Here is a 25653-nt window from a genome sequence, read left to right as displayed (position 1 = left end):
CTCAGGCCACGCGGAGTACAACATGACTGAATTTCCGGTAGTACTGGTGATCAACTGCGGCTCGTCGTCGATCAAATTTTCCGTCCTGGACGCCGCCAGCTGCGACTGCCTGCTGAACGGCGTGGCCGAGGGCATCAACGCGGAACGGGCGTTTCTCTCGCTCAACGGCGGCGAGCCGGTGGCGCTGGCGCAGCGCGGCTATGAAGGCGCCCTGCAGGCGATTGCCGGAGCATTAGCCCAACGCGACCTTATCGACAGCGTGGCCCTGATTGGCCACCGCGTCGCCCACGGCGGCGACCTCTTCACCGAGTCGGTCATTATTAGCGAGGAGGTTATCAATAACATTCGCCAGGTATCGTCCCTGGCCCCGCTGCATAACTACGCCAGTCTCAGCGGCATCGCCTCGGCGCAGCGGCTGTTCCCGCAAGTGATGCAGGTGGCGGTCTTTGATACCAGCTTTCACCAGACCCTGGCCCCGGAAGCCTTTCTCTATGGTCTGCCGTGGGAGTATTACCAGAACCTCGGGGTACGCCGCTACGGTTTCCACGGTACCTCGCACCGCTATGTGTCCCGGCGCGCCCTGGCGCTGCTCGGGTTGCCGGAGCAGGAGAGCGGCCTGGTGATCGCCCACCTGGGCAATGGCGCCTCGATCTGCGCGGTGCGCAACGGCCGCAGCGTGGACACCTCGATGGGAATGACGCCGCTGGAGGGGCTGATGATGGGCACCCGCAGCGGCGATGTCGACTTCGGCGCCATGGCGTGGATTGCCGGGGAGACCCGGCAGACCCTCAGCGACCTGGAGCGGGTGGCCAACACCGCCTCCGGCCTGCTGGGGATCTCCGGCCTTTCCTCCGACCTGCGGGTGCTGGAGCAGGCGTGGCATGAGGGCCATGCCCGCGCCCGCCTGGCGATTAAAACCTTTGTCCATCGCATCGCCCGTCATATTGCCGGTCACGCCGCCGCGCTGCAGCGTCTCGACGGCATTATTTTCACCGGCGGGATTGGCGAGAACTCGGTGCTGATCCGTCGGCTGGTGAGCGAGCGGCTGGCGGTCTTTGGCCTTGAGATGGACGTCGCCCGCAACCAACAGCCTAATTCGGTCGGCGAACGCCTGATCTCCGCCGACGCCAGCCGGGTGCGCTGCGCGGTTATTCCTACCAATGAAGAGCGCATGATTGCCCTTGATGCGATCCGCTTAGGGCGGATCCACACGGCGGCGCTGGCCTGACTTTTTATTCTGTAGAGAGACGATGTTCATGAAAGTAGATATCGATACCCAGGATGTACGATACGCCGAGGCCTGGCAGGGCTTTCGCGGTACGGCGTGGCAAACGCAGATCGACGTCCGCGATTTTATTCAGCATAACTACACCCCTTACGAGGGCGATGAGTCTTTCCTCGCCGACGCGACGCCAGCGACCACCGCCCTCTGGGAGCAGGTAATGGCCGGGATCCGCGTCGAGAACGCCACCCATGCGCCGGTGGATTTCGACACCAATGTCGCCACCTCCATCACCGCCCACGCGGCGGGCTATATCAACCAGCCACTGGAAAGGATCGTCGGCCTGCAAACGGACCAGCCGCTGAAGCGCGCCCTGCATCCTTTTGGCGGCATCAATATGATCAAAAGCGCCTTCGAGGCCTATGGCCGCGAAATGGATCCCGACTTTGAGTATCAGTTTACGGCGCTGCGCAAGACCCACAATCAGGGGGTATTTGACGTCTATTCCCCGGATATGCTGCGCTGTCGCAAGTCGGGGGTGCTCACCGGGCTACCGGACGGCTATGGCCGCGGACGGATCATCGGCGATTACCGTCGCGTGGCGCTGTACGGCATCCGCTATCTGGTTCGCGAACGTGAGCTGCAGTTTGCCGACCTGCAGCCAGCCCTGGAGCGCGGCGAGGCGCTGGAGGCCACCCTGCGCCTGCGCGAAGAGCTGGCCGAACAGCGGCGCGCGCTGCAGCAGATGCAGGAGATGGCGGCCCGCTACGGCTGCGATATCTCCCACCCGGCGCGTACTGCCCGGGAGGCGGTGCAGTGGCTGTACTTCGCCTACCTGGCGGCGGTGAAGTCGCAGAACGGCGGCGCCATGTCGCTGGGGCGTACGGCCACCTTCCTCGACATCTATATCGAACGCGATCTGCGGGCGGGTCGGCTCAATGAACAGCAGGCTCAGGAGCTCATTGACCACTTCATCATGAAGATCCGCATGGTGCGTTTCCTGCGCACCCCGGAATTTGACACGTTGTTCTCCGGGGATCCCATCTGGGCGACGGAGGTGCTGGGCGGCATGGGGCTGGATGGCCGCACCCTGGTCAGTAAAACCACCTTCCGTTACCTGCATACTCTGCACACCATGGGGCCGGCGCCAGAGCCCAACCTGACCGTGCTCTGGTCACAAGCGCTGCCGGTGGCGTTTAAAAAATATGCCGCCCGGGTCTCTATCGCCACCTCGTCGCTGCAGTATGAGAACGACGATCTGATGCGCAGCGATTTTCACAGCGACGACTACGCCATCGCCTGCTGCGTCAGCCCGATGGTGATCGGCAAGCAGATGCAGTTCTTCGGCGCCCGCGCCAATCTCGCCAAAACGCTGCTCTACGCGATTAACGGCGGGGTGGATGAGAAACTGAAGATCCAGGTGGGGCCGAAAACTGACCCTCTGCGTGATGAGGTGCTGGACTATGACACCGTGATGGCCAGCCTCGACCACTTTATGGACTGGCTGGCGGTGCAGTACATCAGCGCGCTGAACATCATCCATTGTATGCATGATAAGTACAGCTACGAGGCGGCGCTGATGGCCCTGCACGACCGCGACGTCTACCGCACGATGGCCTGCGGCATCGCCGGCCTGTCGGTGGCGGCGGATTCGCTGTCGGCGATAAAGTATGCCCGGGTGAAGCCGGTGCGCGATCACCACGGGCTGGCGGTGGACTTTGTCATTGAGGGCGATTATCCGCAGTACGGCAACAACGACGATCGGGTCGATGCCATCGCCTGCGACCTGGTGGAGCGCTTTATGCGCAAAATTCAGGCGCTCCCCACCTGGCGTCAGGCGGTGCCGACCCAGTCGATCCTGACCATCACCTCCAACGTAGTATACGGACAGAAAACCGGCAATACGCCGGACGGACGTCGGGCGGGGACGCCGTTCGCCCCGGGGGCCAACCCGATGCATGGCCGCGACCGGAAAGGGGCGGTGGCGTCGCTGACCTCGGTGGCGAAACTGCCGTTTACCTACGCCAAAGATGGCATCTCGTATACCTTCTCCATCGTGCCGGCGGCCCTCGGCAAAGCCCCGTCGGCGCAGGAAAACAACCTGGTGGGGCTGCTGGACGGCTACTTCCACCACGAGGAGACGGTGGAGGGGGGACAGCATCTTAACGTCAATGTGCTGAACCGGGAAAAGCTGCTCGATGCGATAGAACACCCGGAGCAGTATCCGAATCTGACGATCCGCGTCTCCGGCTATGCGGTCCGCTTTAACGCGCTGACCCGCGAGCAGCAGCAGGATGTGATCTCCCGAACGTTCACCAGCCAACTCTGAGCGGCCGCCAGGCCACAGGAGAGCCTTTAACGGGCTCTCCTGTTATCATCTTCACATTACCGCAACAAAATAATCACCACTGTTGATCATATTCGCATTTTTGCACCACGCTGGCGCGCAGCGACCGCTAACTGCATCTATGTTTAGCTCACGGGTCGGTACGGATACCGCGTTGTCCGGCTCGCCACGTGATGGCAACCGATCTCCTGACCTGAAAGGGAATGCGCCCTTGCCGGATGCGGCACGGGTTGCCGTCGCGTGCGCACTGACCGGGGCGTCCGCGCTCCGGCGCGACCTCTCTACCTGGCGGGATTTTTGCTTCTTCCACCCTGGCCGTCCTGGCGCTGCGCCAACGTCGGCACCACACAGTAAGTGATATTTTCTGCGTCATTCCATGACGCCAGGCTTTACATCGCTGAGGAATATCCGAATGTCTTTGAAACTGAAAACAATGACGCTTCATGTTGTGATAGCAGGTTGTATGAGCATGGCCTTTTACGCCCAGGCAGACGTGAAGATCGGCGTCGCCGGGCCTTTTACCGGACCCAACGCCACCTACGGCGCCCAGTACTGGAAGGGGGCCTCGCAGGCGGTGGCCGATATCAATGCCGCCGGTGGCATCAAAGGCGAAAAGATTGTGCTGGTGCAGGGGGATGACGCGTGCGAACCGAAGCAGGCGGTGGCGGTGGCCAACCGGCTGGTGGACGAAGCGAAAGTCTCCGCCGTGGTGGGGCACTTTTGCTCTTCCTCAACGATGCCGGCCTCCGAGGTATATGACGAAGCCGGGATCCTGACCATTACCCCCGGCTCGACCAACCCGCAGATCACTGAGCGCGGCATGAAGGACCTTTTCCGCATGTGTGGTCGTGACGATCAGCAGGGGGCGATTGCCGCCAACTATATGCTGGATGTGCTGAAGGCGAAGAAAATTGCCGTCATCCACGATAAAGACACCTATGGTCAGGGGCTGGCCGATGCCACCCGCGCGGCGCTGGCGAAGCGGGGCACCAAAGAAGTGTTGTACGAAGGCCTCTCCCGCGGTGAAAAAGACTTTAACGCCCTGGTGACCAAGATCGGCGCCCTGAAGCCGGACGTGGTCTACTTTGGCGGCTGTCATCCGGAAGCGGGCCCGCTGGTGCGTCAGATGCGCGAGCAGGGGGTGCAGGCTAAATTCTTCTCCGGCGACTGTATCGTCACCGAGGAGCTGGTGACGGCCGCCGGCGGGCCGCAGTTCACCAACGGCGTGCTGATGACCTTTGGTCAGGACCCGCGCACCCTCCCGGAAGGCAAAGCGGTGATCGAGAAGTTCCGCGCCAGCGGCTTTGAACCAGAAGGCTATACCCTCTACGCCTACGCCTCCATTCAGGCTATTGCCGCGGCCTGGAACGCCGTCGGCACCGATAACGCCAAAGCCAGCGACTGGCTGAAGAGCCACGACGTCGATACGGTGATGGGCAAGAAAGCCTGGGATGGCAAAGGCGACCTCAAGGTGTCCGACTACGTGGTCTATCAGTGGGACGACAAGGGCAAATATCACCAGCTCTGATCGGCCACGACCTGAGGACGCTCTGTCCTTTTGACTTGCGAATCGTCACATGACGGCGGTCGACCGGGAACGGAACCCGGCGGCCGTCTGCCTGGCGGCTGGAGGGGCTATGACGGCGTTTTTTCTGCAACAACTGATCAATGGGCTGACGCTGGGCGCAGTGTACGGCTTAATCGCCATCGGCTACACCATGGTGTATGGGATCATCGGCATGATCAACTTCGCCCACGGCGAGGTGTATATGGTCTCCGCCTATCTGTGCGCCATCGGCCTGGCGCTGCTCTCTTTCTTCGGGATCCACTCCTTTCCGCTGCTGATTTTCGCCACCCTGGTGTTCACCATCGTGGTCACCGGCGTATATGGCTGGGCTATTGAGCGCATCGCCTACAGGCCGCTGCGCAACTCGACGCGGCTGGCGCCGCTGATCTCGGCTATCGGAATGTCGCTGATCCTGCAGAACTATGTCCAGCTGAGCCAGGGGCCGAACCAGCAGGGGATCCCGACGCTGCTCAGCGGCGCGCTGCGCATGACGGTGGGCGATGGGGTGGTGCAGATCACCTGGACCAAAGTGTTTATTCTCGTCGCGGCGCTGGTGGGGATGCTGATCCTGACCTGGATTATCCAGTACACCCGGCTGGGGCGCATCTGTCGCGCTACCCAGCAGGATCGGCGCATGGCGGCGATCCTCGGCATCAATACCGACCGGGTGATCTCCCTGGTGTTTGTCATCGGCGCGGCGATGGCCGGTCTGGCCGGCGTGCTGGTGACCATGAACTACGGCACCTTCGACTTCTATATCGGATTTATTATCGGCATCAAAGCCTTCACCGCCGCGGTGCTGGGCGGGATCGGCTCGCTGCCTGGCGCGATGCTGGGCGGACTGCTGCTCGGGGTGGCCGAGGCGCAGTTCGCCGGGCTGGTGAATTCGGATTACAAAGATGTCTTTTCCTTTGCGCTGCTGGTGGCGATCCTGATTTTTCGCCCGCAGGGGCTGCTGGGACGTCCGCTGGTGGCCAAGGTCTAAGGAGGCTTTATGGGTGAATTTACGCGCCAGCCTGCGCGGGATATCAAAAGCGCGCTGATCGACAGCGTGCTGGCCGGTCTTTGCGCGTTAATTGTCTTTGGCCCGATCGTCGGCGTGGTGCTCAAAGGGTATGGTTTTACCCTCGCGCCCGCGCGGGTGGCGATCCTGGTGGCGGTGGTGATGGCCGGCAGGCTGGCGCTCAGCCTGCTGCTGCAGAGTGGTCGGGGAAAAGCCTTTATTGCCCGCTTTGAGGGGGCAGATGACGGGGTGTACGTCCGGCCGCCGGGCTACCGCTCGCGGCTGCGCTGGATAATGCCGCTGCTGGTGGTCCTGGCCATCGCCTTTCCGCTTCTCGCCAGCAAATACCTGCTGACCGTGGCGATCCTCGGCCTGATCTACGTTCTGCTTGGCCTGGGGCTGAATATTGTGGTGGGCCTCGCGGGCCTGCTCGATCTGGGGTATGTGGCGTTCTACGCCATCGGCGCCTACGGCCTGGCGCTGGGCTACCAGTACCTCGGCCTCGGCTTCTGGGCGATGCTGCCGCTGGGGGCGGTGATGGCGGCCCTCGCCGGGGCGTTGCTGGGCTTTCCGGTGCTGCGCATGCATGGCGACTATCTGGCCATCGTCACCCTCGGCTTTGGCGAAATTATCCGCCTGGTGCTCAACAACTGGGTGAGCTTCACCGGGGGGCCCAACGGCGTACCGGTGCCGTCCCCCACGCTGTTTGGCCTCGAATTTACCCGCCGGGCCAAGGATGGCGGCATCCCCATCCATGAGTTTTTCCACGTCAGCTACAACCCCAACCTGAAATTTATCTTCCTCTACGCCGTACTGTGCCTGGTGGTGATGCTGGTACTGCTGGTGAAACATCGTCTGACGCGGATGCCCATCGGCCGCGCCTGGGAGGCGCTGCGCGAGGATGAGATCGCCTGTCGGGCAATGGGGCTCAACCACGTGCTGGTGAAGCTCTCGGCGTTTATGCTCGGCGCGTCGACCGCCGGCATCGCCGGGGTGTTCTTCGCCAGCTATCAGGGGTTTGTTAACCCGACGTCGTTCACCTTTTTTGAGTCGGCGCTGATCCTGGCGATCGTGGTGCTGGGGGGAATGGGCTCCACCCTGGGAGTGGTGCTGGCGGCGTTTGTCCTGACGGTCACTCCGGAGTTGCTGCGCGGTTTTGACGAATATCGGGTGCTGCTGTTCGGCGTGCTGATGGTGGTGATGATGATCTGGCGGCCGCGCGGCCTGGTGCGCACCAGCCGCAGTGGGGTTGCGTTGCGAAAAGGAGTCGCGCCATGACCGACAGCATCTTACGCGTTGAGCATCTGATGATGCATTTCGGCGGCATCAAAGCGCTGAATGATGTCAATCTGGAGGTGGAGCGGGGGTCGATCACCGCCCTGATCGGCCCCAACGGCGCGGGCAAGACCACGGTGTTTAACTGCCTGACCGGTTTTTACCGGGCGACGGGGGGCAGTATCGTGCTGCGGGCGCGGGAAAAGGTCACCGATGTTATTCAGGTGCTGGGGCAGAAGCTTCACCCGGACGATTTTCTTCACCCGGCGCAGCTGGGACGGCGGATCTATTACAAGATGTTCGGTGGCACCCATCTGGTGAACCGCGCTGGCCTGGCGCGCACCTTCCAGAACATTCGCTTATTCCGCGAGATGTCGGTGATTGAGAACCTGCTGGTGGCCCAGCATACCCAGGTTAACCGCCATCTGCTGGCCGGGATCCTCAATACCCGCGGGTATCGGCAGGCGGAGAGTCAGGCGCTGGACCGCGCTTTTTACTGGCTGGAGGTGGTGGAGATGGTGGACTGCGCCAACCGTCTGGCGGGGACCCTCTCCTACGGACAGCAGCGGCGGCTGGAGATCGCCCGCGCCATGTGTACCCGCCCGGAGATGATCTGTCTGGACGAGCCGGCCGCCGGCCTTAACCCAGTGGAAACCCAGGCGCTGAGCCGGATTATTCGCTTTCTGCGCCAGCAGCACGACATTACGGTGTTGTTGATCGAACATGATATGGGGATGGTGATGGAGATTTCGGATCATATCATCGTCCTCGATCACGGGGACGTCATCGCCCGCGGCGCGCCGCAGGCGATCCAGGCCAACGCCAGCGTGATTGCCGCCTATCTTGGCGCTGAGGAAGAGGAGACGCGCCGATGAGCCAGCCATTGCTTGCTTTTGATGAGGTGGATGTCTTCTACGGGCCGATCCAGGCCCTGAAGCAGGTCTCCCTCACCGTCAACGAGGGGGAGACGGTGGCGCTGATCGGCGCCAACGGCGCCGGTAAATCAACGCTGCTGATGTCGGTCTTCGGCCAGCCGCGCATTGCCGGCGGGGAGATTTTCTATCGCGGGGAGGCGATCAGCCGGAAATCGACCCACTTTATCGCCAGCAACGGTATCGCCCAGGCCCCGGAAGGGCGGCGCATCTTTCCCGATATGACCGTCGAGGAGAATCTGCTGATGGGGACCATTGCCATCGGCAACCGCTATCAGGCCGAAGACAAGGCGCGGATGTATCAGCTGTTCCCCCGGCTGGAAGAACGGCGGGGACAGCGGGCGATGACCCTCTCCGGCGGCGAGCAGCAGATGCTGGCCATCGCCAGGGCGCTGATGAGCCGACCGCGCCTGCTGCTGCTGGATGAGCCGAGCCTGGGGCTGGCGCCGCTGGTGGTGAAGCAGATTTTTCAGATCCTGCGCGAGCTGACGGCCCAGGGGATGACGCTGTTTCTGGTGGAGCAGAATGCCCGCCATGCCCTTAACCTGTCGGACCGCGCCTATGTGATGGTGAACGGCCAGATCCGCCTGAGCGGCAGCGGCCAGGCGCTGCTCAACGACCCGGAGGTGCGTAAGGCATATCTGGGGATCAGCGGCTGAGGGGGTTATTCCCGCGGTTCGTTACGGGTTTTAATGTGCTGCCAGAAACGTTCGGCGGCCTGGTTAAGCCGCGAGCCGGAGCGGTAGAGCCAGGCGCCGATGGGCAGCGACAGGCGGTCATCGAGGATCGTCAGTCGGCCTTCGTCCAGCTCGCGCTGAATAGAGTATTGCGGTAGCCAGCCCACGCCGTCGCCATTGAGGATCATGCGCTTGAGCAGCTCGCTCATGGAAGAGACAAACGTAAGGGAGAAGGTGATCTCCGGCGTACGGTCGATCACCTGATTGACCTGGCGCCCCATATAGCTGTCGTTGGCGTATTTCATCAGCGGCAGCACGCCGCGATGTAAATGAAACAGCGGGCGGCCATGTTCGTCGCAGGGGGAGACCAGGTGCAGGTAAGAATCAAAAATTTTATGATTAATAAACGGATAGTTCATTAATTCTTCATTATAGAAGGAGAGGATAAAATCGCTTTTTCCCTCTTTCAGATTAAATACGGCGTCGTTGACGTTAATCGATTCAACATGAAAAGTCTTATTTTTACGGTCGGTGTAACCGGCGATGATTTCCGGCAGCAATAACACCGACAGCGAAGGGGCCGCGTCGATTCTTATTTTCTGGGTCGTGTTATTTAACCCCTTAATACGACTGATCTGAAAATCCATGTCATCGAGCATATTTCGCGCATAGCCGACAAAAATTTTCCCGCGGTTGGTCAGCTGCAGGGGGTTGGCGCTACGATCGAAGATGCTGAATCCGAGGGAGGCCTCCAGCGACTGGATGCGCCGGCTGAACGAGGACTGAGAGATGTTGCGGGCTTTGGCCGCCAGGGTAAAGCTGCGCGACTCCTCGAGGGCAATCACATCATACAGCCATTTTACTTCCAGATTTGCCAACACCGATCCAGTCCTCAAAAACGTAATAAAGGCTATGCAATTTTAGCATAGCGCATAGAAACTATGCAATTAACATAATTATCGACAGGTGTTAACATTTTTTGGAAAGTTGAGATTTATGAATGCATATCGGCGACCCTACATGAGCACGATATGAAATCGCGACTCACGGTTATTTATTGCTTTATTTTATTGTCCAGGACTTATCTTATTAAATCGCCGGCGACGATGACGAAAGCAATGAATAACCCAGGCCTCTTACCTTAAATAGTTTGTCAGGAGTTCCATGTCACAACAAATTGAATCAGTTAAAATGGCTCTGCAGGAGCTGGGGATTAATGCAAGCGGCGAATTCTTTTACAACCCTGATTACGATTTGCTTATTGCACATGAAACCGCTCCTGAGCTGACCGGCGCGGCCCGCGGCGTGATGACCGACTCTGGCGCTGTGGCTGTTGATACCGGGATCTTCACCGGCCGTTCACCGCGCGATAAATATATCGTCCGCGACGAACAGACTCGCGACACCGTCTGGTGGGCAGACTCCGGCCTCGGCCGCAATGACAATAAACCGTTATCGCCAGACGTGTGGCGCAGCCTGAAAAGCCTGGTCGCGGGCCAGCTGAGCGGTAAAAAACTGTACGTCATCGACGCCTGGTGCGGCGCCAGCCCGGACACTCGCCTTGGCGTACGCTTCGTTACCGAGGTGGCGTGGCAGGCTCACTTTGTCAAAAACATGTTTATCGTGCCGAGCGCAGACGAGCTGGCCAGCTTTACGCCAGACTTCGTGGTGCTCAACGGCGCGGGCTGCACCAATGCCAACTGGCAGGCGCAGGGGATGAACTCCGAGAACTTCGTCGCCTTTAATCTCAGCGAGCGTATTCAGCTCATCGGCGGCACCTGGTACGGCGGCGAAATGAAGAAAGGGCTGTTCTCGGTCATGAACTACCTGCTGCCGCAGAAAGGCATCGCGTCGATGCACTGCTCGGCCAACCGTGGCGAAGCAGGGGACGTGGCGCTGTTCTTCGGCCTCTCCGGGACCGGCAAAACCACCCTGTCGACCGATCCGCATCGTCAGCTGATTGGCGATGACGAGCACGGCTGGGACGATGACGGCGTGTTTAACTTTGAAGGCGGCTGCTACGCCAAGACCATCAATCTCGACCCGCAGGCGGAGCCGGAGATTTATGGCGCCATCCGCCGCAATGCGCTGCTGGAAAACGTGGTGGTGCGCGCTGACGGCAGCGTGGATTATGCCGACGGCAGCAAAACCGAAAACACCCGCGTCTCCTATCCGCTGTCGCATATCGACAATATCGTCAAGCCGGTGTCCCGCGCGGGCCATCCGTCGAAGGTGATTTTCCTTGCCGCCGACGCGTTTGGCGTCCTGCCGCCGGTCTCCCGTCTGACAACCGAGCAGATGCAGTACCATTTCCTGTCGGGTTTCACCTCGAAGCTGGCGGGTACCGAGCGCGGCATTACCCAGCCGACGCCGACCTTCTCCGCCTGCTATGGCGCGGCGTTCCTGCTGCTTCACCCAACCCAGTACGCCAGCGTCCTGGCGGCGAAGATGGCGGAATCCGGTGCGGAAGCCTGGCTGGTCAACACCGGCTGGAACGGCGAGGGCAAACGCCTGTCGCTGCGCGATACCCGCAGCATCATTAGCGCGATCCTCAACGGCACTACCGGCCCGCTGCGCGATGAGACCATCCCGGTGTTCGGTCTTGCGATCCCGCAGAGCATTCCAGGGGTAGACAGCGCGGTGCTGGATCCGCGCAATGGCTGGAGCTCAGCGGATAAGTGGCAGGAGAAGGCCGAGAGCCTGGCTCAGCTGTTTATGGATAACTTTAAGCAGTACAGCGATACCGAAGCGGGCGCGCGTCTGGCGCTGGCCGGTCCGCAGCTGCAGAATAGCGCGGTCGAAGCCTGATCCGCGGCCAGCAGGTCGACGCCTGGCGCCGACCTGCTGGCGAGCCGCTTTACTCCGCAAAGGCCCGCAGCGCATCGCCCGTGAGGCGATAACGCACCCACTCATCCTGCGGCTGCGCGCCAATGCTCAGATAGAAATCAATCGCCGGCTGGTTCCAGTCGAGCACGCTCCACTCCAGACGCCCGCACTGACGCTGTACAGCATATTGCGCGATGGTTTTCAGCAGCGCTTTTCCGGCGCCAATCCCGCGATAGTCGGGGGTCACGTACAGATCCTCCATATAGATACCATTGCGTCCAAGCCAGGTGGAGTAGCTGGTGAAGAACACCGCGTAGCCCACCGCTTTGCCCGCCACCTCGCAGATCAGCGCTTCGGTTTTGCTGCCGCTGGCAAATAGCGTCTCTCTGATCTCCTCTGCCGTCGTCACCACCTCTTCAGGGGCTTTCTCGTAGACCGCGAGTTCATAAATCATGTCGTAAATAGCGGTGGCGTCGTCCGGGGTGGCCTGGCGGATTGTGATGCTCATGGGGCGTCCTGTATCAATTGTCAAAAGAGAGAGCAAAATTGCTGACCCTGAGGATAAGCGGTATTGTGAAAAGAATTAAGTGCAATGAAATCAGCAAACGATGAATATTATGCATCCTGTCCTGCGCCGGATTGACCTCAACCTGCTGCCTGTCTTTGACGCGGTCTATCGCTCCCGCTCGGTGCGCCTGGCGGCGGAAGAGCTGGCGATGAGCACCTCGGCGCTGAGCCACGCGCTTTCCCGGCTGCGCAGCGCCCTCAACGATCCGCTGTTCTATCGCGAAGGGCACCGGATGTGCCCCAGCGTCTATGCCAGCCAGCTGGCGCCCTCTATTGCTTCGGCGCTGAAGTTTCTTAACCAGGAGCTGACGCCGCCGGCGGCGTTTGTGCCGGCCGCCAGCACCGACTGCATGCAGATTGCGATCACCGATTTCACCGCGTTCTGCGTCTTTCCGACGCTGATGCACCACCTGCAGCGTGAGGCGCCTGGGCTGCGGTTTGAGCTCCGTTATCTGCCCCACAGCCCGGCGCTGACCGAGCTGCTGGCGGGCGAGGTCGACCTGGCCCTCGGGTTCAATACCCCTGACGAGCCAGCCCATCCCGATCTTGAGGAGATTAACTGGCTGCGGGACGAATATGTGGTCATCAGCCAGGCCGACCGGACGGCGCTGACCCTGGACGCCTACCTTGCGGCCCGTCATCTGGTGGTGACCCCGTGGAATGAGCAGCAGGGGGTCCTGGACTGTGAGCTTGAGCGGCAGGGCTATTCGCGGCAGGTGGCGATGAAAACCCCCTCGATGCTGAGCGCGCCCTTCATTATTGAGCAGAGCGACCTGTTGATGGCGCTGCCCCGGCGAGCGGCGGAGGCGATGGCCCGCGCCGCCCGGTTGACCATTTTCCCGCTGCCGTTTCCGGTTCCGCCGTTTGACGTCAAGATTTACGCTCACCAACGCAGCGGGAAACGCGAGGCTACTCGCTGGCTGATCGCTCTGTTGCAGACGCTGGTGGGGGAGTCTGCCGCGTCCGCTTCCTGACGCGCTTTGCGGCCGGCAGCGTGTATCCTCACCCCAGGCCAGGGTTTTTATGCCGTCAACCCACGGCGACGTACCCTGGCCTCGGTCACAAAACGGAAAACTGACTTTTTCGCCGTCACCCGCGGCGTGGTTAGCACGGCATGTGTTAAATGATTGTATGTAAAAGTAATGTTAATTAGTTAAATGTTATTCATGCGTAAAATGCATTAATGGATGCGTTTATTACGCTTATTTCGTTCCCGGTTCTGTTTCAGTCTTCAGCAACAGGCGCGCGACAACGCGTGGATAACAAACTGGAGACCTGCATGCATTCGACAACCTCACTGATGAGTACCCGTGACCGGATCGGCGCCATCCTGCGCGTCACGTCCGGTAACTTTCTCGAACAGTTCGACTTTTTCCTGTTCGGGTTTTATGCCACCTACATCGCACATACCTTTTTTCCGGCGAGCAGTGAATTCGCCTCCCTGATGATGACCTTCGCGGTCTTTGGCGCCGGCTTTTTGATGCGCCCCATCGGCGCCATCGTTCTTGGCGCCTACATCGACAAGGTGGGGCGGCGCAAGGGGCTGATCGTCACCCTGTCGATCATGGCCACCGGCACCTTCCTGATCGTGCTGGTCCCCTCTTACCAGACCATTGGCCTGTGGGCGCCGCTGCTGGTGCTGATCGGCCGTCTGCTGCAGGGCTTTTCCGCTGGCGCCGAGCTGGGCGGGGTGTCGGTCTATCTGGCCGAGATCGCCACGCCGGGCCGCAAAGGCTTTTACACCAGCTGGCAGTCGGGTAGTCAGCAGGTTGCCATCATGGTGGCGGCCGCGATGGGCTTTGCCCTCAACGCGGTGCTGGAGCAGAGCGCCATCAGCGGCTGGGGCTGGCGCATTCCGTTCGTCTTCGGCTGCCTGATCGTACCGTTCATTTTTGTCCTGCGCCGTAAGCTGGAGGAGACCCAGGAGTTTACGGCCCGCCGCCATCATCTGGCGATGCGCCAGGTGTTCGCCACGCTGCTGGCGAACTGGCAGGTGGTTATCGCCGGGATGATGATGGTGGCGATGACCACCACCGCGTTCTACCTGATCACCGTCTATGCGCCGACCTTTGGTAAAAAGGTGCTGATGCTCAGCGCCTCTGACAGCCTGCTGGTTACGCTGCTGGTGGCGATTTCCAACTTCTTCTGGCTGCCAGTGGGCGGGGCGCTGTCTGACCGCTTTGGCCGCCGACCGGTGCTGATTGCCATGACCCTGCTGGCGCTGGCTACCGCCTGGCCTGCGCTGACCATGCTGGCGAACGCGCCGAGCTTTTTGATGATGCTGAGCGTGCTGCTGTGGCTGTCGTTTATCTACGGCATGTACAACGGGGCAATGATCCCGGCGCTGACCGAAATTATGCCCGCCGAAGTGCGCGTGGCAGGTTTCTCGCTGGCCTACAGCCTGGCGACCGCGGTATTTGGCGGCTTCACGCCGGTGATTTCCACGGCGCTGATCGAGTATACCGGTGATAAAGCGTCTCCCGGCTACTGGATGAGCTTTGCCGCGGTCTGCGGCCTGCTGGCCACCTGCTACCTCTATCGCCGTAGCGCCGTTGCGCTGCAGACAGCACGTTAATCAGGGAGAAGATGATGCGTAAAACGACAGGAACCCTGCTGGCCACGCTGCTGCTGGCCGCCACCGGCGGCAGCGCGCTGTCCGCAGAGGTCACCGTGATGATCTCCGGCGGCTTCAAAGCGGCGCTGGAAAAGCTGGCCCCGGCGTGGGAAAAACAAACCGGCAACCACCTCGTGGTGATCCCCGGCCCGTCGATGGGGAAAACGCCGCAGGCGATCCCTAACCGCCTGGCGCGGGGCGAACACGCCGACGTGGTGATTATGGTCGGGGACGCGCTGACCAGCCTCGAGAAAGCGGGCCGTACGCAACCGGGTTCGCGCCGGGAGCTGGCCGACTCGCCGATCGGCGTGGTGGTGAAGGCGGGGGCGCCGCTGCCGGCTATCCATAGCGCAGACCAGCTGCGGGCGACGCTGCTGGCCGCACCGTCGGTCGCGTACTCCGACAGCGCCAGCGGACGCTATGTTAGCTCGACGCTGTTCCACACCCTGGGCATTGATGACGCGATGCAGAGCAAAGCGCAGATGGTGGAGCGCATTCCGGTAGCCTCGGAAGTGGCGAAGGGACGGTATGCGATCGGTTTTCAGCAGGTGAGCGAGCTGCTGCCGGTACCTGGCGTGACCTTCGTTGGCGAACTGCCGGATAACCTGCAGTACATCACCCGCTTTGCCGGGGCGGTGACTATCAGCGCCGACCACCCGCAGGAAGGCAAGGCGCTGCTGGCGTATCTGGCCTCACCGGCGGCGCAGGAGACCATCCACGCCACCGGCATGCGAAGCGTGGCCGCCACCACGCCGGTCAGCCAGAAGGATACTGTTCAATAATCAGCTTCTCCAGCTCTGCCGCCACGTAGGACTGAATACGGCCGCTGAGGCGGATCAGGCCTACCGTACGCGTGACCACCGGGTCAGTGAGCGGCACAGCGCGGAGAACGGAATGCTCCCCGGCGGGCATCGACATCGCGGGCACGGCGGCAATGCCGATGCCCGCTTCCACCATCCCCAGCATCGTGGTGACGTGGCGGGTTTCGCAGATACTTGGCCGCGCCGGCGTCAGATGCGCCAGCTCCCGGTCAAGCAGCGTCCGGTTGCCCGAGACCCGATCCAGGCCAATATAATCCTGTTCAAAATACGCCTGCCAGCTTAGGTGCGTCTTGCGCGCCAGCGGATGATCGTACCGACAGGCGGCTACATAGCGGTCGTCGGCCAGTGGCGTGAATTCGAGACTGGCTGGCAGGTTTTTGGCAAAACAGAGGCCAAAGTCAGCCTGTCCGCTGCTGACCGCCTCGATCACATTGCCGACGCTGCTGTCAATCAACCGGATGCGCACCTGGGGATAACGCGCCTGAAAGCTGCGAATGATTTCCGGCATAAAGTAGTAGGCGGCGGAGGGCACCGTCGCCACCGTCACCAGCCCGGTGCGCGCCTTGCTGACCTGGCTGATATCCGCCAGCACCGTCTCGACATGGGCCAGCAGCTGCTCCGAACGTTCGGCAAAATTCTGCCCATACAGCGTGAGGGTCACCCGCCGGGTGGTACGTTCGAACAGCCGGTTGCCCAGCGCCGTCTCCAGCTTTTCGATGCGTCGGCTAAGGGCCGACTGCGACAGGCAGATGGATTCGGCCGCCAGCCGAAAACTGCCATATTCCATCAGGGCGCGAAAGGCGTAGAGATCGTTGAAGTCAAAATTTACGGGCATGGCGGCGGCATCCTTATCGGCTGTCTGGCGCCATCGCCCCGTCCGGCGAGGGGCGATGGCGGGTAGCATATCGGGCAGGTCTTCGGGCGCGCGGGAAACCGCGCGCCGGGGCTTACACCTTAAGCAGTTTTACCGTGGCATCGATATCGATTTCGTCTTCCGAGAAGATCAGGGTTGTCCCCTGAAAGGTGGTGATCGCCAGCTTTTTCACCGAGCGCATCTCCCCCGACTGCACCGCGGATTTTGGTCGGATGCTGTTCATCAGCAGCCCGACCGACAGCACGGCGTTTTCTTTATCGACGCGGGTCTCGACCGGCTCTTCTTCCCGGTATACCACATAGGATTTGATGGAGGTCAGCTTCAGCCGCTCGCCGGCGATATAGATATATTTGCTCTCCGGAATGACCTTCACCGCGTAGGCCGACAGCCCTTTATTGTTGGTGGTAGGTTCGAAAGTCACCGCCGCGTCTTTCTTGATAAGATCAGGATTGGCGACCTTAATCACGTGAAAATAACGATTTTCGCCGTTTTCATCTTTGATAAATCCAAAACCTTTATCTTTAAACCACGTTGTGATTGTTCCGTTCATCGCCATTACCGTATTACTCGTTGGTTAACACAAATTTTGCAGCGCGCAGTGTAAAGCACATTGCCTGTGCAGGCCATGCCTTTGCGATAAGTGTGGGTGATAAATGACGCCGCCGCGAGGGCGGATTGTGCGCCAGCGTCGTGCCGGCGGCCAAAATGGGGTACTATCGCCAGCCACTCCATCTTCGGGCCGCCTGATGTCCACCATTATCGATACCTTTGTCGCGCCGCCGTGCCGCGAACAGATCACCCTCTTGTATCAGGATGAACACCTGCTGTTGATCAATAAACCGGCCGGGCTGCTGAGCCTGTCGGGCAAAGATCCGCGCAACCTCGACTCCGTGCATCACCGGCTGGTTCAGCGCTTTCCGGGCTGCACCCTGGTGCACCGCCTGGACTTCGGCACTTCCGGCCTGATGGTCATCGCCCGCAACAAGGGCATTAACGCCTTGCTGTGCCAACAGTTCAGCCAGCGCACGGTGGACAAGGTCTATACGGCGCTGCTGTGTGGCCATCTGGTGGAAGACGAGGGGATCGTGGAGGCGGCAATCGCCAAAGATCCGGCCCGTTTCCCGCGCATGTCGCTCTGCGCCCGGCACGGCAAACCGGCGCGTTCGCGCTATCGGGTCATTGACCGCCTGTATCAGTCACGGGAAGGAGAGAGGGCGCTGGCGTTAACGCGAGTGGCGCTCACCCCGGAGACCGGGCGCACCCATCAGCTGCGCATCCACTGCCAGCTGCTGGGCTATCCGATCCTTGGCTGCGATCTGTACGGTGGCCGGGAGCTGCCCGGCACGGAACAGGCTCCGCGGCTGATGCTGCACGCCAGCGAACTGCGCTTTGTCCACCCCGTCAGCCATGAGCCGATGCATATCCAGCAGGCGAGCCCGTTTTGATTGCCCGCGGCGGGAAAGCCCGGGGTTACCACATCAGATCGTCGGGCACCTTAAAGTCGGCGTACGGATCGTCTTCATCCTGCTCATCCTGACTCAGGGCGCTGTGCAACACGATGCTGCTGGCGTCGCGCTGGGCAATTTTCTCAGCCACCACCGCCGGAATAATCGCGTATTCACCTTCGGGCTTGTTATCCACCGCCAGGCGGGCAATCGCCAGGCGGCCGTTAATCAGCTGGGTCTGGGTGAGCTTGTCGACCATGATTTTTTTGATCAGATTATTATCGGTAAAGTTAAAGCCGATATCGCCCCGGGCGACCGTAATGCGGTTCATCTCAATCAGCTGCTTCACCTGCGCTTTATACTCTTTCGCCAGTGCCGCCTGCTTTTGCTGCTCGCTGAGCTGCTTATCGCGCTCCAGCTGAGCTTTTTTATTTTCTTCCACCGCTTCCCGGGCCTCACGGGCCTGAACGCGGGATTTTTTTGCCGTTCTCTGGACTTTAGCCATTTTTTTGCTGCTGACCAGGCCGGCTTTGAGCATCTGCTCTTGTAAGGTGAGTTTTGTCATCTGCGTGTCTGAAACTGAGGAAACATCTGCCAAGTATACCTGCATTGGCCGAAACGACGCCAGACTACCTACCGTTCGTTACCCCGATTAGCCTGACAGCCCCCCGCCGAAGCCGCGTTAACCCCGCCTCGCAGGCCCATCTTTCCCGTCCCCGGCGAAGGATCTTCACCACCATTTTTGGCATGCCGACGATCCTTTTTTGTTATGGATTGTCTTTTTTGTGATCTAGATTGTAGTACAATTTTTATTAATAGTACTACTATGTGTCGCAGGCAAGGATGAACAGGTTCACGTTTGTACTACCAGACTGGGTGGAAATGCGCTGAACGGAGTAAAGTAACCGGGCATAACCCCGTTAAGGACACGCTATGAACCTGACTAAAACCGATCGGCTGATGGTGACCCTGGGCCGCCAGATTGTGAGCGGCAAATATCTTCCCGGCGCGGCGCTGCCGGCGGAGGCTGACCTGTGCGAGGAGTTTGCCACCTCCCGCAACATCATCCGCGAAGTCTTTCGCTCGCTGGAGGCGAAGCGCTTGATTGAGATGAAACGCTATCGCGGCGCCTTCGTCGCGCCGCGCAGCCAGTGGAATTTCCTCGACAGCGACGTATTGCAATGGGCGCTGGAACAGGATGAAGACCCGGGGCTCATCGCGGCGATGAGCGAAGTGCGTAATCTGGTGGAGCCGGCGATCGCCCGCTGGGCGGCAGAGCGGGCCACCTCCAGCGATCTGGCGCAGATTGAGGCGGCGCTGAATGACATGATCGCCAACAACCAGCAGCGCGATGCCTTTAATGAAGCCGACATTCGCTATCACGAAGCGGTGCTGGCGTCAGTGCATAACCCGGTGCTGCAGCAGCTCAGCGTGGCGATTAGCTCGCTGCAGCGCGCGATATTTGAACGGACCTGGATGGGGGATGAGGCCAACATGCCGCAAACGCTCCAGGAACATAAAGCGCTGTTCGATGCGATTCGCCATCAGGACAGCAACGCGGCAGAGCAGGCGGCGCTCACCATGATCGCCAGCTCGACACGAAGACTGAAGGAAATCACATGACATCTCGCTACATCGCTGTTGACTGGGGATCGACCAATTTTCGCGCCTGGCTGTTTGAGGGCGAACGCTGCCTCGACAGCCGGCAGTCGGCGGCGGGGATCGCCCGCCTGAACGGTCAATCGCCGGCAGCGGTGTTAGCGACACAAATCCATGGTTGGCGTGAGGGGTGTACCCCAGTGGTCATGGCGGGAATGGTAGGCAGCAACGTGGGCTGGAAGAACGCGCCCTATTTACCGCTTCCCGCCGATTTCACGGCCATTGGCGACCAGTTGACCGCCGTAGATGAAGGGATCTGGATTGTCCCCGGGCTCTGCACTTCCCGCGAAGATCACCACAACGTCATGCGCGGCGAAGAGACACAGCTCCTCGGCGCACGCCTGCTGGCCCCTGCGGCGGTGTATGTCATGCCCGGCACCCATTGCAAATGGGTCAAAACGGACGGCCGGCAGATTGAAGACTTTCGCACGGTGATGACCGGCGAACTGCACCATCTGCTGCTGTCGCACTCCCTGATCGGCGCGGGATTACCCGAGCAGCAGGCTGCGCCAGCGGCATTTCACGCCGGACTGGCGCGCGGCCTGGCCGCGCCCGCGGTGTTGCCACAGCTTTTTGAGACCCGCGCCGCGCACGTGCTGGGGGCGCTGGCCCGGGAGCAGGTGAGCGAGTATCTATCCGGCCTGTTAATTGGCGCGGAGGTGGCCAGCATGCGCGCCTTCATTGCCGACGAACAGGCTATCGCGATCGTTGCCGGCCCGTCCCTCTCCGCGCGCTATCAGCAGGCATTTCAGCTGCTGGGGCGCCAGGTGACGACAGTGTCGGGCGACGATGCCTTTCTGGCTGGTATAAGGAGCATCGTACATGCAGTGGCAAACCTCACTTCCGCTGATCGCTATTCTGCGCGGCATCACCCCTGACGAGGCGCTGGCGCACGTCGGCGCGGCGATCGCCGCCGGGTTCGACACCGTGGAGATCCCGCTCAATTCACCGCAATGGCAGCAGAGCATCCCGGCCGTGGTCGAGGCCTACGGCGCGCAGGCGCTGATTGGCGCCGGAACGGTGCTGCAGGAAGCGCAGGTCGATCGGCTGGCGCAGCTTGGGGCGCGGCTGGTGGTGACCCCTAATGTGCAGCCGGCGGTGATCCGCCGGGCCGTCGGGCACGGGATGACCGTCTGCGCCGGCTGCGCGACGGCAAGCGAGGCGTTTACCGCGCTGGAGGCCGGGGCGCAGGCGCTGAAGATTTTTCCCTCTTCGGCGTTTGGCCCCGACTACATCAGGGCGCTGAAAGCGGTTTTGCCCGCGTCGGTGCCGGTATTTGCCGTCGGCGGCGTCACGCCGGAAAACCTGGCGCAATGGATCGAGGCCGGTTGTGCGGGCGCGGGGCTGGGCAGCGATCTCTATCGCGCCGGTCAGCCGGTAGCGCGGACCGCAGAGCAGGCCGCCGCATTTGTTAGGGCGTATCAAGAGGCTGTGAAATGAAAATAACCAAACTGACCACCTGGCGTTTACCCCCGCGCTGGATGTTCCTCAAGATTGAAACCGACGAGGGGATAGTCGGCTGGGGCGAGCCGATCGTCGAAGGCCGGGCGCGCACCGTGGAGGCGGCGGTACATGAGCTGGGGGACTATCTGATTGGCCAGGATCCGGCACGGATCAACGATCTGTGGCAGGTCATGTACCGCGCCGGCTTTTATCGCGGCGGGCCGATCCTGATGAGCGCGATCGCCGGTATTGACCAGGCGCTGTGGGACATCAAAGGGAAGGCGTTAAATGCGCCGGTCTGGCAGCTGCTGGGTGGCCTGGTGCGCGATAAAATCAAAGCCTACAGCTGGGTGGGAGGAGACAGGCCTGCCGAGGTCATTGCCGGGATTAAGACGCTGCGCGGGATGGGGTTTGATACTTTCAAACTCAACGGCTGTCAGGAAATGGGGATGATTGACAGTTCGCGCACGGTGGATGCGGCGGTGAACACGGTGGCGCAGATCCGCGAAGCATTTGGCAACGACATCGAATTTGGCCTCGATTTCCATGGCCGCGTCAGCGCGCCGATGGCGAAACTGCTGATTAAAGAGCTGGAACCCTATCGGCCGCTGTTTATCGAAGAGCCGGTGCTGGCCGAGCAGGCGGAGTACTACCCGCGGCTGGCGGCGCAAACCGCGATCCCGCTGGCCGCCGGCGAGCGCATGTTCTCGCGCTTTGAGTTCAAGCGGGTGCTGGAGGCCGGCGGCCTGGCTATTCTGCAGCCCGATCTCTCTCACGCCGGCGGCATCACCGAATGCTTCAAAATCGCCGGTATGGCGGAAGCGGCGGACGTGTCGCTGGCTCCGCACTGCCCGTTAGGCCCCATCGCGCTGGCCGCCTGTCTGCACGTGGACTTTGTTTCCTACAACGCTGTCTTCCAGGAGCAGAGCATGGGGATCCACTATAACCAGGGCGCCGAGTTACTCGACTTCGTGAAAAACAAAGCCGATTTCAATATGGAGGGTGGGTACTTTAAGCCGTTAATGAAGCCGGGGTTGGGGGTCGACATCGACGAAGAGAAAGTGATCGAGATGAGCCGACGCGCTCCTGACTGGCGGAACCCCGTCTGGCGCCTTGCCGATGGCGTGGTCGCCGAGTGGTAGTCCCCGGTTAATACCTGCTGCGATTCTTAATATCAATCTTTGCCTGGTGCGGGCGGTCTTCCCCTGTCCGAGGCAAAGTCATGGGGTTATTATTATGAGCATTGAACTCTGTACTTCTACATTAAAAAAGCTAAACAGCAAAATCATCCCCTTTATTATTATCTGCTATTTTGTCGCGAATCTTGATAAAACCAATATTTCTATTGCCGCGCTGCAAATGAACGCCGATCTGGGATTAACGGCCAGCATGTACGGCCTTGGGGTCGGCATGTTTTATATTTCCTATATTATTTTCGAAATTCCCAGCAACCTGATCATGACCCGGGTGGGGGCGCGGATCTGGATCGCCAGAATAATGATCACCTGGGGAATGGTGAGCGCCGGCATGGCGTTCGTCCAGACGCCGACCCAGCTCTATATTATGCGTTTTTTACTCGGCATGGCGGAGGCGGGATTCACCCCAGGGATTATTTACTATATCTCCTGCTGGTTTCCGAAGCGCAACCGGGCGCGGGCGATGTCGTTCTTTTATATGGGATCGGTGCTGGCGTCGATCATCGGGCTGCCCGTCTCGGGGCTGATTTTAAATATGCATGGCATTGCCGATGTTGCCGGCTGGCGCTGGCTGTTCGCCATTGAAGGGGTTCCCGCCATCGTGCTGGGGGCGCTGGTGCTCTGGCTGCTACCTTCCAGCCCGCAAAAGGCGGCCTGGCTCTCTGAGGCGGAGAAAGGCTGGCTGACGGCGCAGATTGCCGCTGATAACCGCGGCGCGGTGGTCAATCAACACGCCTCCTGGTTCAGTGCGCTGAAAAATAAAGTGGTACTCCTGCTGAGTCTGGTCTGGTTTCTGCAGGCGTTCGGCTCCATCGGCATCACGCTTTTCTTACCGCTGATCCTCAAAAGTATGGTCAGCGAGCAGAGCGATGTGGTCATTAGTCTGCTGTCCGCGGTGCCGTTTATTTTCGCCTGCCTGTTTATGTACCTCAATGGCCGTCATTCGGATCTGACCGGCGAGCGGGCGTGGCATATGGGGCTGCCGCTGATTCTGGCCGGTCTCTCGCTGGCTGTCGCCATCTATGCCGGCAACCTGCAGGTTGCCTATCTGCTGCTGGTGCTCACCGTGGGCTTTAATTTCGCGCTAACGCCGGTGTTCTGGGCGGTGACCACCGAGAAGCTGGCGGGCGTGGCGGCCGCGGCCTCCATTGCATTTATCAACACCATCGCCAATTTTGTCGGCTTAGGCCTGCCGCCGCTGCTCGGGAAGATTAAGGACCTGACCAACAGCTATCACTCCGGACTGCTGATCGTCGCCGTGGCGCTGGCCCTTGGCGGGATTATCGGCATCATCGTCTCCCGGAGCGGCCAGAAACCCTCCGCCTTCCACACTCTGAAAGAAGATAAGCTATGAAACTGAACGTGTTAAAACAGGCTTCGCTCCCGGATGCCCTGACTGCGGAACTGGCGCGACGCTATCACCTCGTGGAGCTGACAGCACTCACCGACGCCGACTTTCGCGCACTGGCCGGCACCTTTACCGTGCTCATCACCAACGGCGAAGCCACCGTGACGCGAGAGCTGATCGCCAGCCTGCCCGCGCTGGAGCTGATCGCCGTCTTTGGCGTCGGCTATGACGGCGTGGATGTGCAGGCGGCCGCAGAGCACCAGGTGCGGGTCAGCCATACGCCGGGGGTGTTAACCGACGATGTGGCGGATCTGGCGCTGGGCCTGATGCTGGCGACCTCGCGGCAGATCGTCGCCGCCCACAAGTTTATCGAAGCGGGCGAGTGGGCGGCGGGCGGTTTTCCGTGGACGCAAAAAGTCTCCGGTTCGCGGGTCGGCATCGTGGGCATGGGGCGCATCGGCCAGGCCATCGCCCGGCGCTGCGAGGGGTTCGCCATGCAGATTGCTTATCATGACCGCAAGCGTCTCCCGGCGCTAAATTATGCCTGGCGGGAAGATCTGCTGACCCTGGCCGCGGAGAGTGATTTTCTGGTTATCTGCACGCCGGGAACGGCGGCAAACCAGGGGCTCATTAACCAGCCGGTGCTGGCGGCGCTGGGGGAGAAAGGGATCCTCATCAACATCTCGCGCGGCAGCGTGATTGATGAGCCCGCGCTGGTTGCCGCGCTGGAGAGCGGGATTATCGCCGGGGCTGGGCTGGATGTCTTCAGCCATGAACCGACGGTACCGGCCGGGCTGCTGCAGCGCAGTAATGTGGTCGTCACACCGCATATGGCCAGCGCCACCTGGAGTACCCGTGCGGCGATGGCGCAACTGGTGCTCGATAACGTCGCCTGCTGGGCTGAGAAGAAGGCGCTGGTGACTCCAGTGGCGGAAAGCCTGGCGGACTGACCGCAAAGCCGTGAACGCGCTGGGCTGCTGTATTGTACAGCGCGTTCGCGGCGGGGATTACTCCCGGGGCTGAAGCTGATAAATCCAGGCGCTGACCTGCTGTCCATCGTCGGTGGTCGCCTCCACCGGCACCCGATCGTACCCCTCCTCAAAGTCGTCCAGCATGGGCCAGTGCGCCGCCAGCCGATCGGACAGGAACAGATAGCCGTTGACCCGCGGGCCGTGAGCGTCGAGGACGATCCCCGGAAAATCGGCGGCTGGGCCCCAGCCGCGCGCGTAAAAGGTGCCGGTGACGTAGCCGGGACGCCACTCGCCCCCGATCGCCTCCAGAATATGCGCATTGCTGCGACCGGGACAGAGCGTCCCATAGACAAATAGCGGTTTCATTTTCTCTCTCTCGTTCGCCCTGATACCCGCCCACAGCGGAGCGGAAAACCAAAATACGGGGTAATTCAGCGCCTGGCAATGGCCGGGGGGGTGGGGCAACCCTCCGGGCATCTCTCTGATGCCGGGGGAGGCTTTGGCCTCGGCGCTAATGAAGGTATATCGATTGCGATGATATTTTTATTATTATTTATATTTAAGATCAATATAAATAAGCCTGACGAAGGGATTAATTTGCTAATTAACATTCAATGGGGGAATAATAAAGCGATAGCTTATGGAATATTCCTTCTCAATGGAATAAACAAGAGCCATAAAACAGAATTGGGTTGAATTCAGATATTATTTAGGGCCAGGCGTTACCTCCCCTGGCTTTTTCGCTTTATGATAAACCTCCCTTGAACAAAAAATACCATCTGACTTCGAAACCCTCGCGGGCAGGGTTGATATTTCCTTTCCTTGAAGCGGCAGGCAATACATCGTGCCGAACGACGCCCGGGAGA

25 protein-coding genes are annotated in these 25653 nt (G+C 60.5%); 18 read left to right on the top strand and 7 right to left on the bottom strand.

Annotated features, from left to right (window positions below; all coding sequences use genetic code 11):
- The first annotated feature begins 22 nt into the window (after nucleotides 1–22).
- Together tdcD and pflB are read left to right on the top strand one after the other, a co-directional pair.
- Entirely contained in the window at nucleotides 23–1228 is a 1206-nt protein-coding gene (gene tdcD / locus CWM61_RS03545) for a propionate kinase (RefSeq protein WP_012967795.1), read from the top strand.
- A gap of 28 nt (nucleotides 1229–1256) precedes the next feature.
- Nucleotides 1257–3551 carry a formate C-acetyltransferase gene (pflB, locus tag CWM61_RS03540; RefSeq protein ID WP_100630752.1) on the top strand — a complete coding sequence of 765 codons (2295 nt, stop codon included), beginning with the start codon at nucleotides 1257–1259 and terminating at the stop codon, nucleotides 3549–3551.
- A 51-nt stretch (nucleotides 3552–3602) separates the two neighbouring features.
- Here pflB and CWM61_RS29020 read toward each other — a convergent pair whose 3' ends face one another.
- Nucleotides 3603–3749 carry a hypothetical protein gene (locus CWM61_RS29020; RefSeq protein ID WP_032431965.1) on the bottom strand — a complete coding sequence of 49 codons (147 nt, stop codon included), beginning with the start codon at nucleotides 3747–3749 and terminating at the stop codon, nucleotides 3603–3605.
- A 289-nt stretch (nucleotides 3750–4038) separates the two neighbouring features.
- Between CWM61_RS29020 and CWM61_RS03535 the strand changes: the two genes are divergently transcribed.
- The 5 genes from CWM61_RS03535 (at nucleotide 4039) to CWM61_RS03515 (ending at nucleotide 9005) form a co-directional block, all read left to right on the top strand.
- Nucleotides 4039–5097, top strand: a complete 1059-nt coding sequence (locus CWM61_RS03535; RefSeq protein WP_162494489.1) for a branched-chain amino acid ABC transporter substrate-binding protein — start codon at nucleotides 4039–4041, stop codon at nucleotides 5095–5097.
- A 109-nt stretch (nucleotides 5098–5206) separates the two neighbouring features.
- Nucleotides 5207–6121, top strand: coding sequence for an ABC transporter permease subunit (locus CWM61_RS03530; RefSeq protein WP_004175489.1), 915 nt, complete (start codon nucleotides 5207–5209; stop codon nucleotides 6119–6121).
- A 9-nt stretch (nucleotides 6122–6130) separates the two neighbouring features.
- Entirely contained in the window at nucleotides 6131–7417 is a 1287-nt protein-coding gene (gene livM, locus CWM61_RS03525) for a high-affinity branched-chain amino acid ABC transporter permease LivM (protein WP_074385495.1), read from the top strand.
- The gene (locus CWM61_RS03520; protein ID WP_061154166.1) at nucleotides 7414–8289 is read left to right on the top strand and encodes an ABC transporter ATP-binding protein; all 876 of its coding nucleotides are present in this window, start codon (nucleotides 7414–7416) and stop codon (nucleotides 8287–8289) included. Before livM ends, CWM61_RS03520 begins: the two co-directional genes overlap by 4 nt.
- Entirely contained in the window at nucleotides 8286–9005 is a 720-nt protein-coding gene (locus tag CWM61_RS03515) for an ABC transporter ATP-binding protein (protein WP_023290181.1), read from the top strand. The genes CWM61_RS03520 and CWM61_RS03515 overlap by 4 nt, the downstream gene beginning before the upstream one ends.
- A gap of 5 nt (nucleotides 9006–9010) precedes the next feature.
- Here the strand turns inward: CWM61_RS03515 and CWM61_RS03510 are convergent, their stop codons facing one another.
- The gene (locus tag CWM61_RS03510) at nucleotides 9011–9904 is read right to left on the bottom strand and encodes a LysR substrate-binding domain-containing protein (RefSeq protein WP_008804342.1); all 894 of its coding nucleotides are present in this window, start codon (nucleotides 9902–9904) and stop codon (nucleotides 9011–9013) included.
- 283 nt (nucleotides 9905–10187) lie between these two features.
- Here CWM61_RS03510 and pckA point away from each other — a divergent pair, with 283 nt between their 5' ends.
- Nucleotides 10188–11831: a phosphoenolpyruvate carboxykinase (ATP) gene (pckA, locus tag CWM61_RS03505; RefSeq protein ID WP_012967799.1), complete on the top strand. Its 1644-nt coding sequence runs from the start codon at nucleotides 10188–10190 to the stop codon at nucleotides 11829–11831.
- A gap of 49 nt (nucleotides 11832–11880) precedes the next feature.
- On the opposite strand, the gene CWM61_RS03500 is transcribed toward pckA, so the two are convergent.
- Nucleotides 11881–12357: a GNAT family N-acetyltransferase gene (locus CWM61_RS03500; RefSeq protein ID WP_008804344.1), complete on the bottom strand. Its 477-nt coding sequence runs from the start codon at nucleotides 12355–12357 to the stop codon at nucleotides 11881–11883.
- Nucleotides 12358–12457: 100 nt separating this feature from the next.
- Between CWM61_RS03500 and CWM61_RS03495 the strand changes: the two genes are divergently transcribed.
- The 3 genes from CWM61_RS03495 to CWM61_RS03485 all read left to right on the top strand — a co-directional run bounded on the left by CWM61_RS03495 (nucleotide 12458) and on the right by CWM61_RS03485 (nucleotide 15812).
- On the top strand, nucleotides 12458–13390 hold the full coding sequence (locus CWM61_RS03495; protein ID WP_100630703.1) for a LysR family transcriptional regulator: 933 nt from the start codon (nucleotides 12458–12460) through the stop codon (nucleotides 13388–13390).
- A gap of 305 nt (nucleotides 13391–13695) precedes the next feature.
- Complete coding sequence (locus CWM61_RS03490; RefSeq protein WP_100630751.1) at nucleotides 13696–14991, top strand: MFS transporter; 1296 nt, start codon at nucleotides 13696–13698, stop codon at nucleotides 14989–14991.
- 11 nt (nucleotides 14992–15002) lie between these two features.
- Nucleotides 15003–15812 carry a substrate-binding domain-containing protein gene (locus CWM61_RS03485; RefSeq protein ID WP_165785238.1) on the top strand — a complete coding sequence of 270 codons (810 nt, stop codon included), beginning with the start codon at nucleotides 15003–15005 and terminating at the stop codon, nucleotides 15810–15812.
- On the opposite strand, the gene CWM61_RS03480 is transcribed toward CWM61_RS03485, so the two are convergent.
- Together CWM61_RS03480 and CWM61_RS03475 are read right to left on the bottom strand one after the other, a co-directional pair.
- Nucleotides 15787–16686 (bottom strand): LysR family transcriptional regulator, encoded by a 900-nt coding sequence (locus CWM61_RS03480; protein ID WP_008804348.1) that lies wholly within the window; start codon nucleotides 16684–16686, stop codon nucleotides 15787–15789. The two genes, CWM61_RS03485 and CWM61_RS03480, sit on opposite strands and share 26 nt — an antisense overlap.
- A 112-nt stretch (nucleotides 16687–16798) precedes the next feature.
- A complete protein-coding gene (locus CWM61_RS03475; protein ID WP_061154172.1) occupies nucleotides 16799–17281 on the bottom strand; it encodes a cold-shock protein in 483 nt (160 codons plus the stop codon).
- Between the two features lie 190 nt (nucleotides 17282–17471).
- Here CWM61_RS03475 and CWM61_RS03470 point away from each other — a divergent pair, with 190 nt between their 5' ends.
- Entirely contained in the window at nucleotides 17472–18170 is a 699-nt protein-coding gene (locus tag CWM61_RS03470; protein WP_100630702.1) for an RluA family pseudouridine synthase, read from the top strand.
- 25 nt (nucleotides 18171–18195) lie between these two features.
- On the opposite strand, the gene CWM61_RS03465 is transcribed toward CWM61_RS03470, so the two are convergent.
- Complete coding sequence (locus tag CWM61_RS03465) at nucleotides 18196–18735, bottom strand: DUF2058 domain-containing protein (RefSeq protein ID WP_100630701.1); 540 nt, start codon at nucleotides 18733–18735, stop codon at nucleotides 18196–18198.
- A 368-nt stretch (nucleotides 18736–19103) separates the two neighbouring features.
- Between CWM61_RS03465 and dgoR the strand changes: the two genes are divergently transcribed.
- From dgoR to CWM61_RS03435, 6 genes are all read left to right on the top strand, one after another.
- Entirely contained in the window at nucleotides 19104–19793 is a 690-nt protein-coding gene (dgoR, locus tag CWM61_RS03460; protein WP_022066201.1) for a D-galactonate utilization transcriptional regulator DgoR, read from the top strand.
- Nucleotides 19790–20707 carry a 2-dehydro-3-deoxygalactonokinase gene (locus CWM61_RS03455; protein WP_100630700.1) on the top strand — a complete coding sequence of 306 codons (918 nt, stop codon included), beginning with the start codon at nucleotides 19790–19792 and terminating at the stop codon, nucleotides 20705–20707. The genes dgoR and CWM61_RS03455 overlap by 4 nt, the downstream gene beginning before the upstream one ends.
- Nucleotides 20652–21269 (top strand): 2-dehydro-3-deoxy-6-phosphogalactonate aldolase, encoded by a 618-nt coding sequence (locus tag CWM61_RS03450; protein ID WP_008804353.1) that lies wholly within the window; start codon nucleotides 20652–20654, stop codon nucleotides 21267–21269. The genes CWM61_RS03455 and CWM61_RS03450 overlap by 56 nt, the downstream gene beginning before the upstream one ends.
- A complete protein-coding gene (gene dgoD / locus CWM61_RS03445; protein ID WP_023322864.1) occupies nucleotides 21266–22414 on the top strand; it encodes a galactonate dehydratase in 1149 nt (382 codons plus the stop codon). Before CWM61_RS03450 ends, dgoD begins: the two co-directional genes overlap by 4 nt.
- A gap of 94 nt (nucleotides 22415–22508) precedes the next feature.
- Nucleotides 22509–23822 carry an MFS transporter gene (locus tag CWM61_RS03440; RefSeq protein WP_100630699.1) on the top strand — a complete coding sequence of 438 codons (1314 nt, stop codon included), beginning with the start codon at nucleotides 22509–22511 and terminating at the stop codon, nucleotides 23820–23822.
- A complete protein-coding gene (locus tag CWM61_RS03435) occupies nucleotides 23819–24766 on the top strand; it encodes a 2-hydroxyacid dehydrogenase (protein ID WP_100630698.1) in 948 nt (315 codons plus the stop codon). Before CWM61_RS03440 ends, CWM61_RS03435 begins: the two co-directional genes overlap by 4 nt.
- A 57-nt stretch (nucleotides 24767–24823) precedes the next feature.
- Here CWM61_RS03435 and CWM61_RS03430 read toward each other — a convergent pair whose 3' ends face one another.
- Nucleotides 24824–25153 carry a gamma-glutamylcyclotransferase family protein gene (locus CWM61_RS03430; RefSeq protein ID WP_100630697.1) on the bottom strand — a complete coding sequence of 110 codons (330 nt, stop codon included), beginning with the start codon at nucleotides 25151–25153 and terminating at the stop codon, nucleotides 24824–24826.
- Between the last annotated feature and the right edge of the window lie 500 nt (nucleotides 25154–25653).

The sequence above is a fragment of the Klebsiella sp. K-Nf6 genome, from assembly GCF_002806655.1.
GTDB lineage: Bacteria > Pseudomonadota > Gammaproteobacteria > Enterobacterales > Enterobacteriaceae > Klebsiella > Klebsiella variicola.
This window is presented reverse-complemented; position numbering and strand designations above follow the sequence as displayed.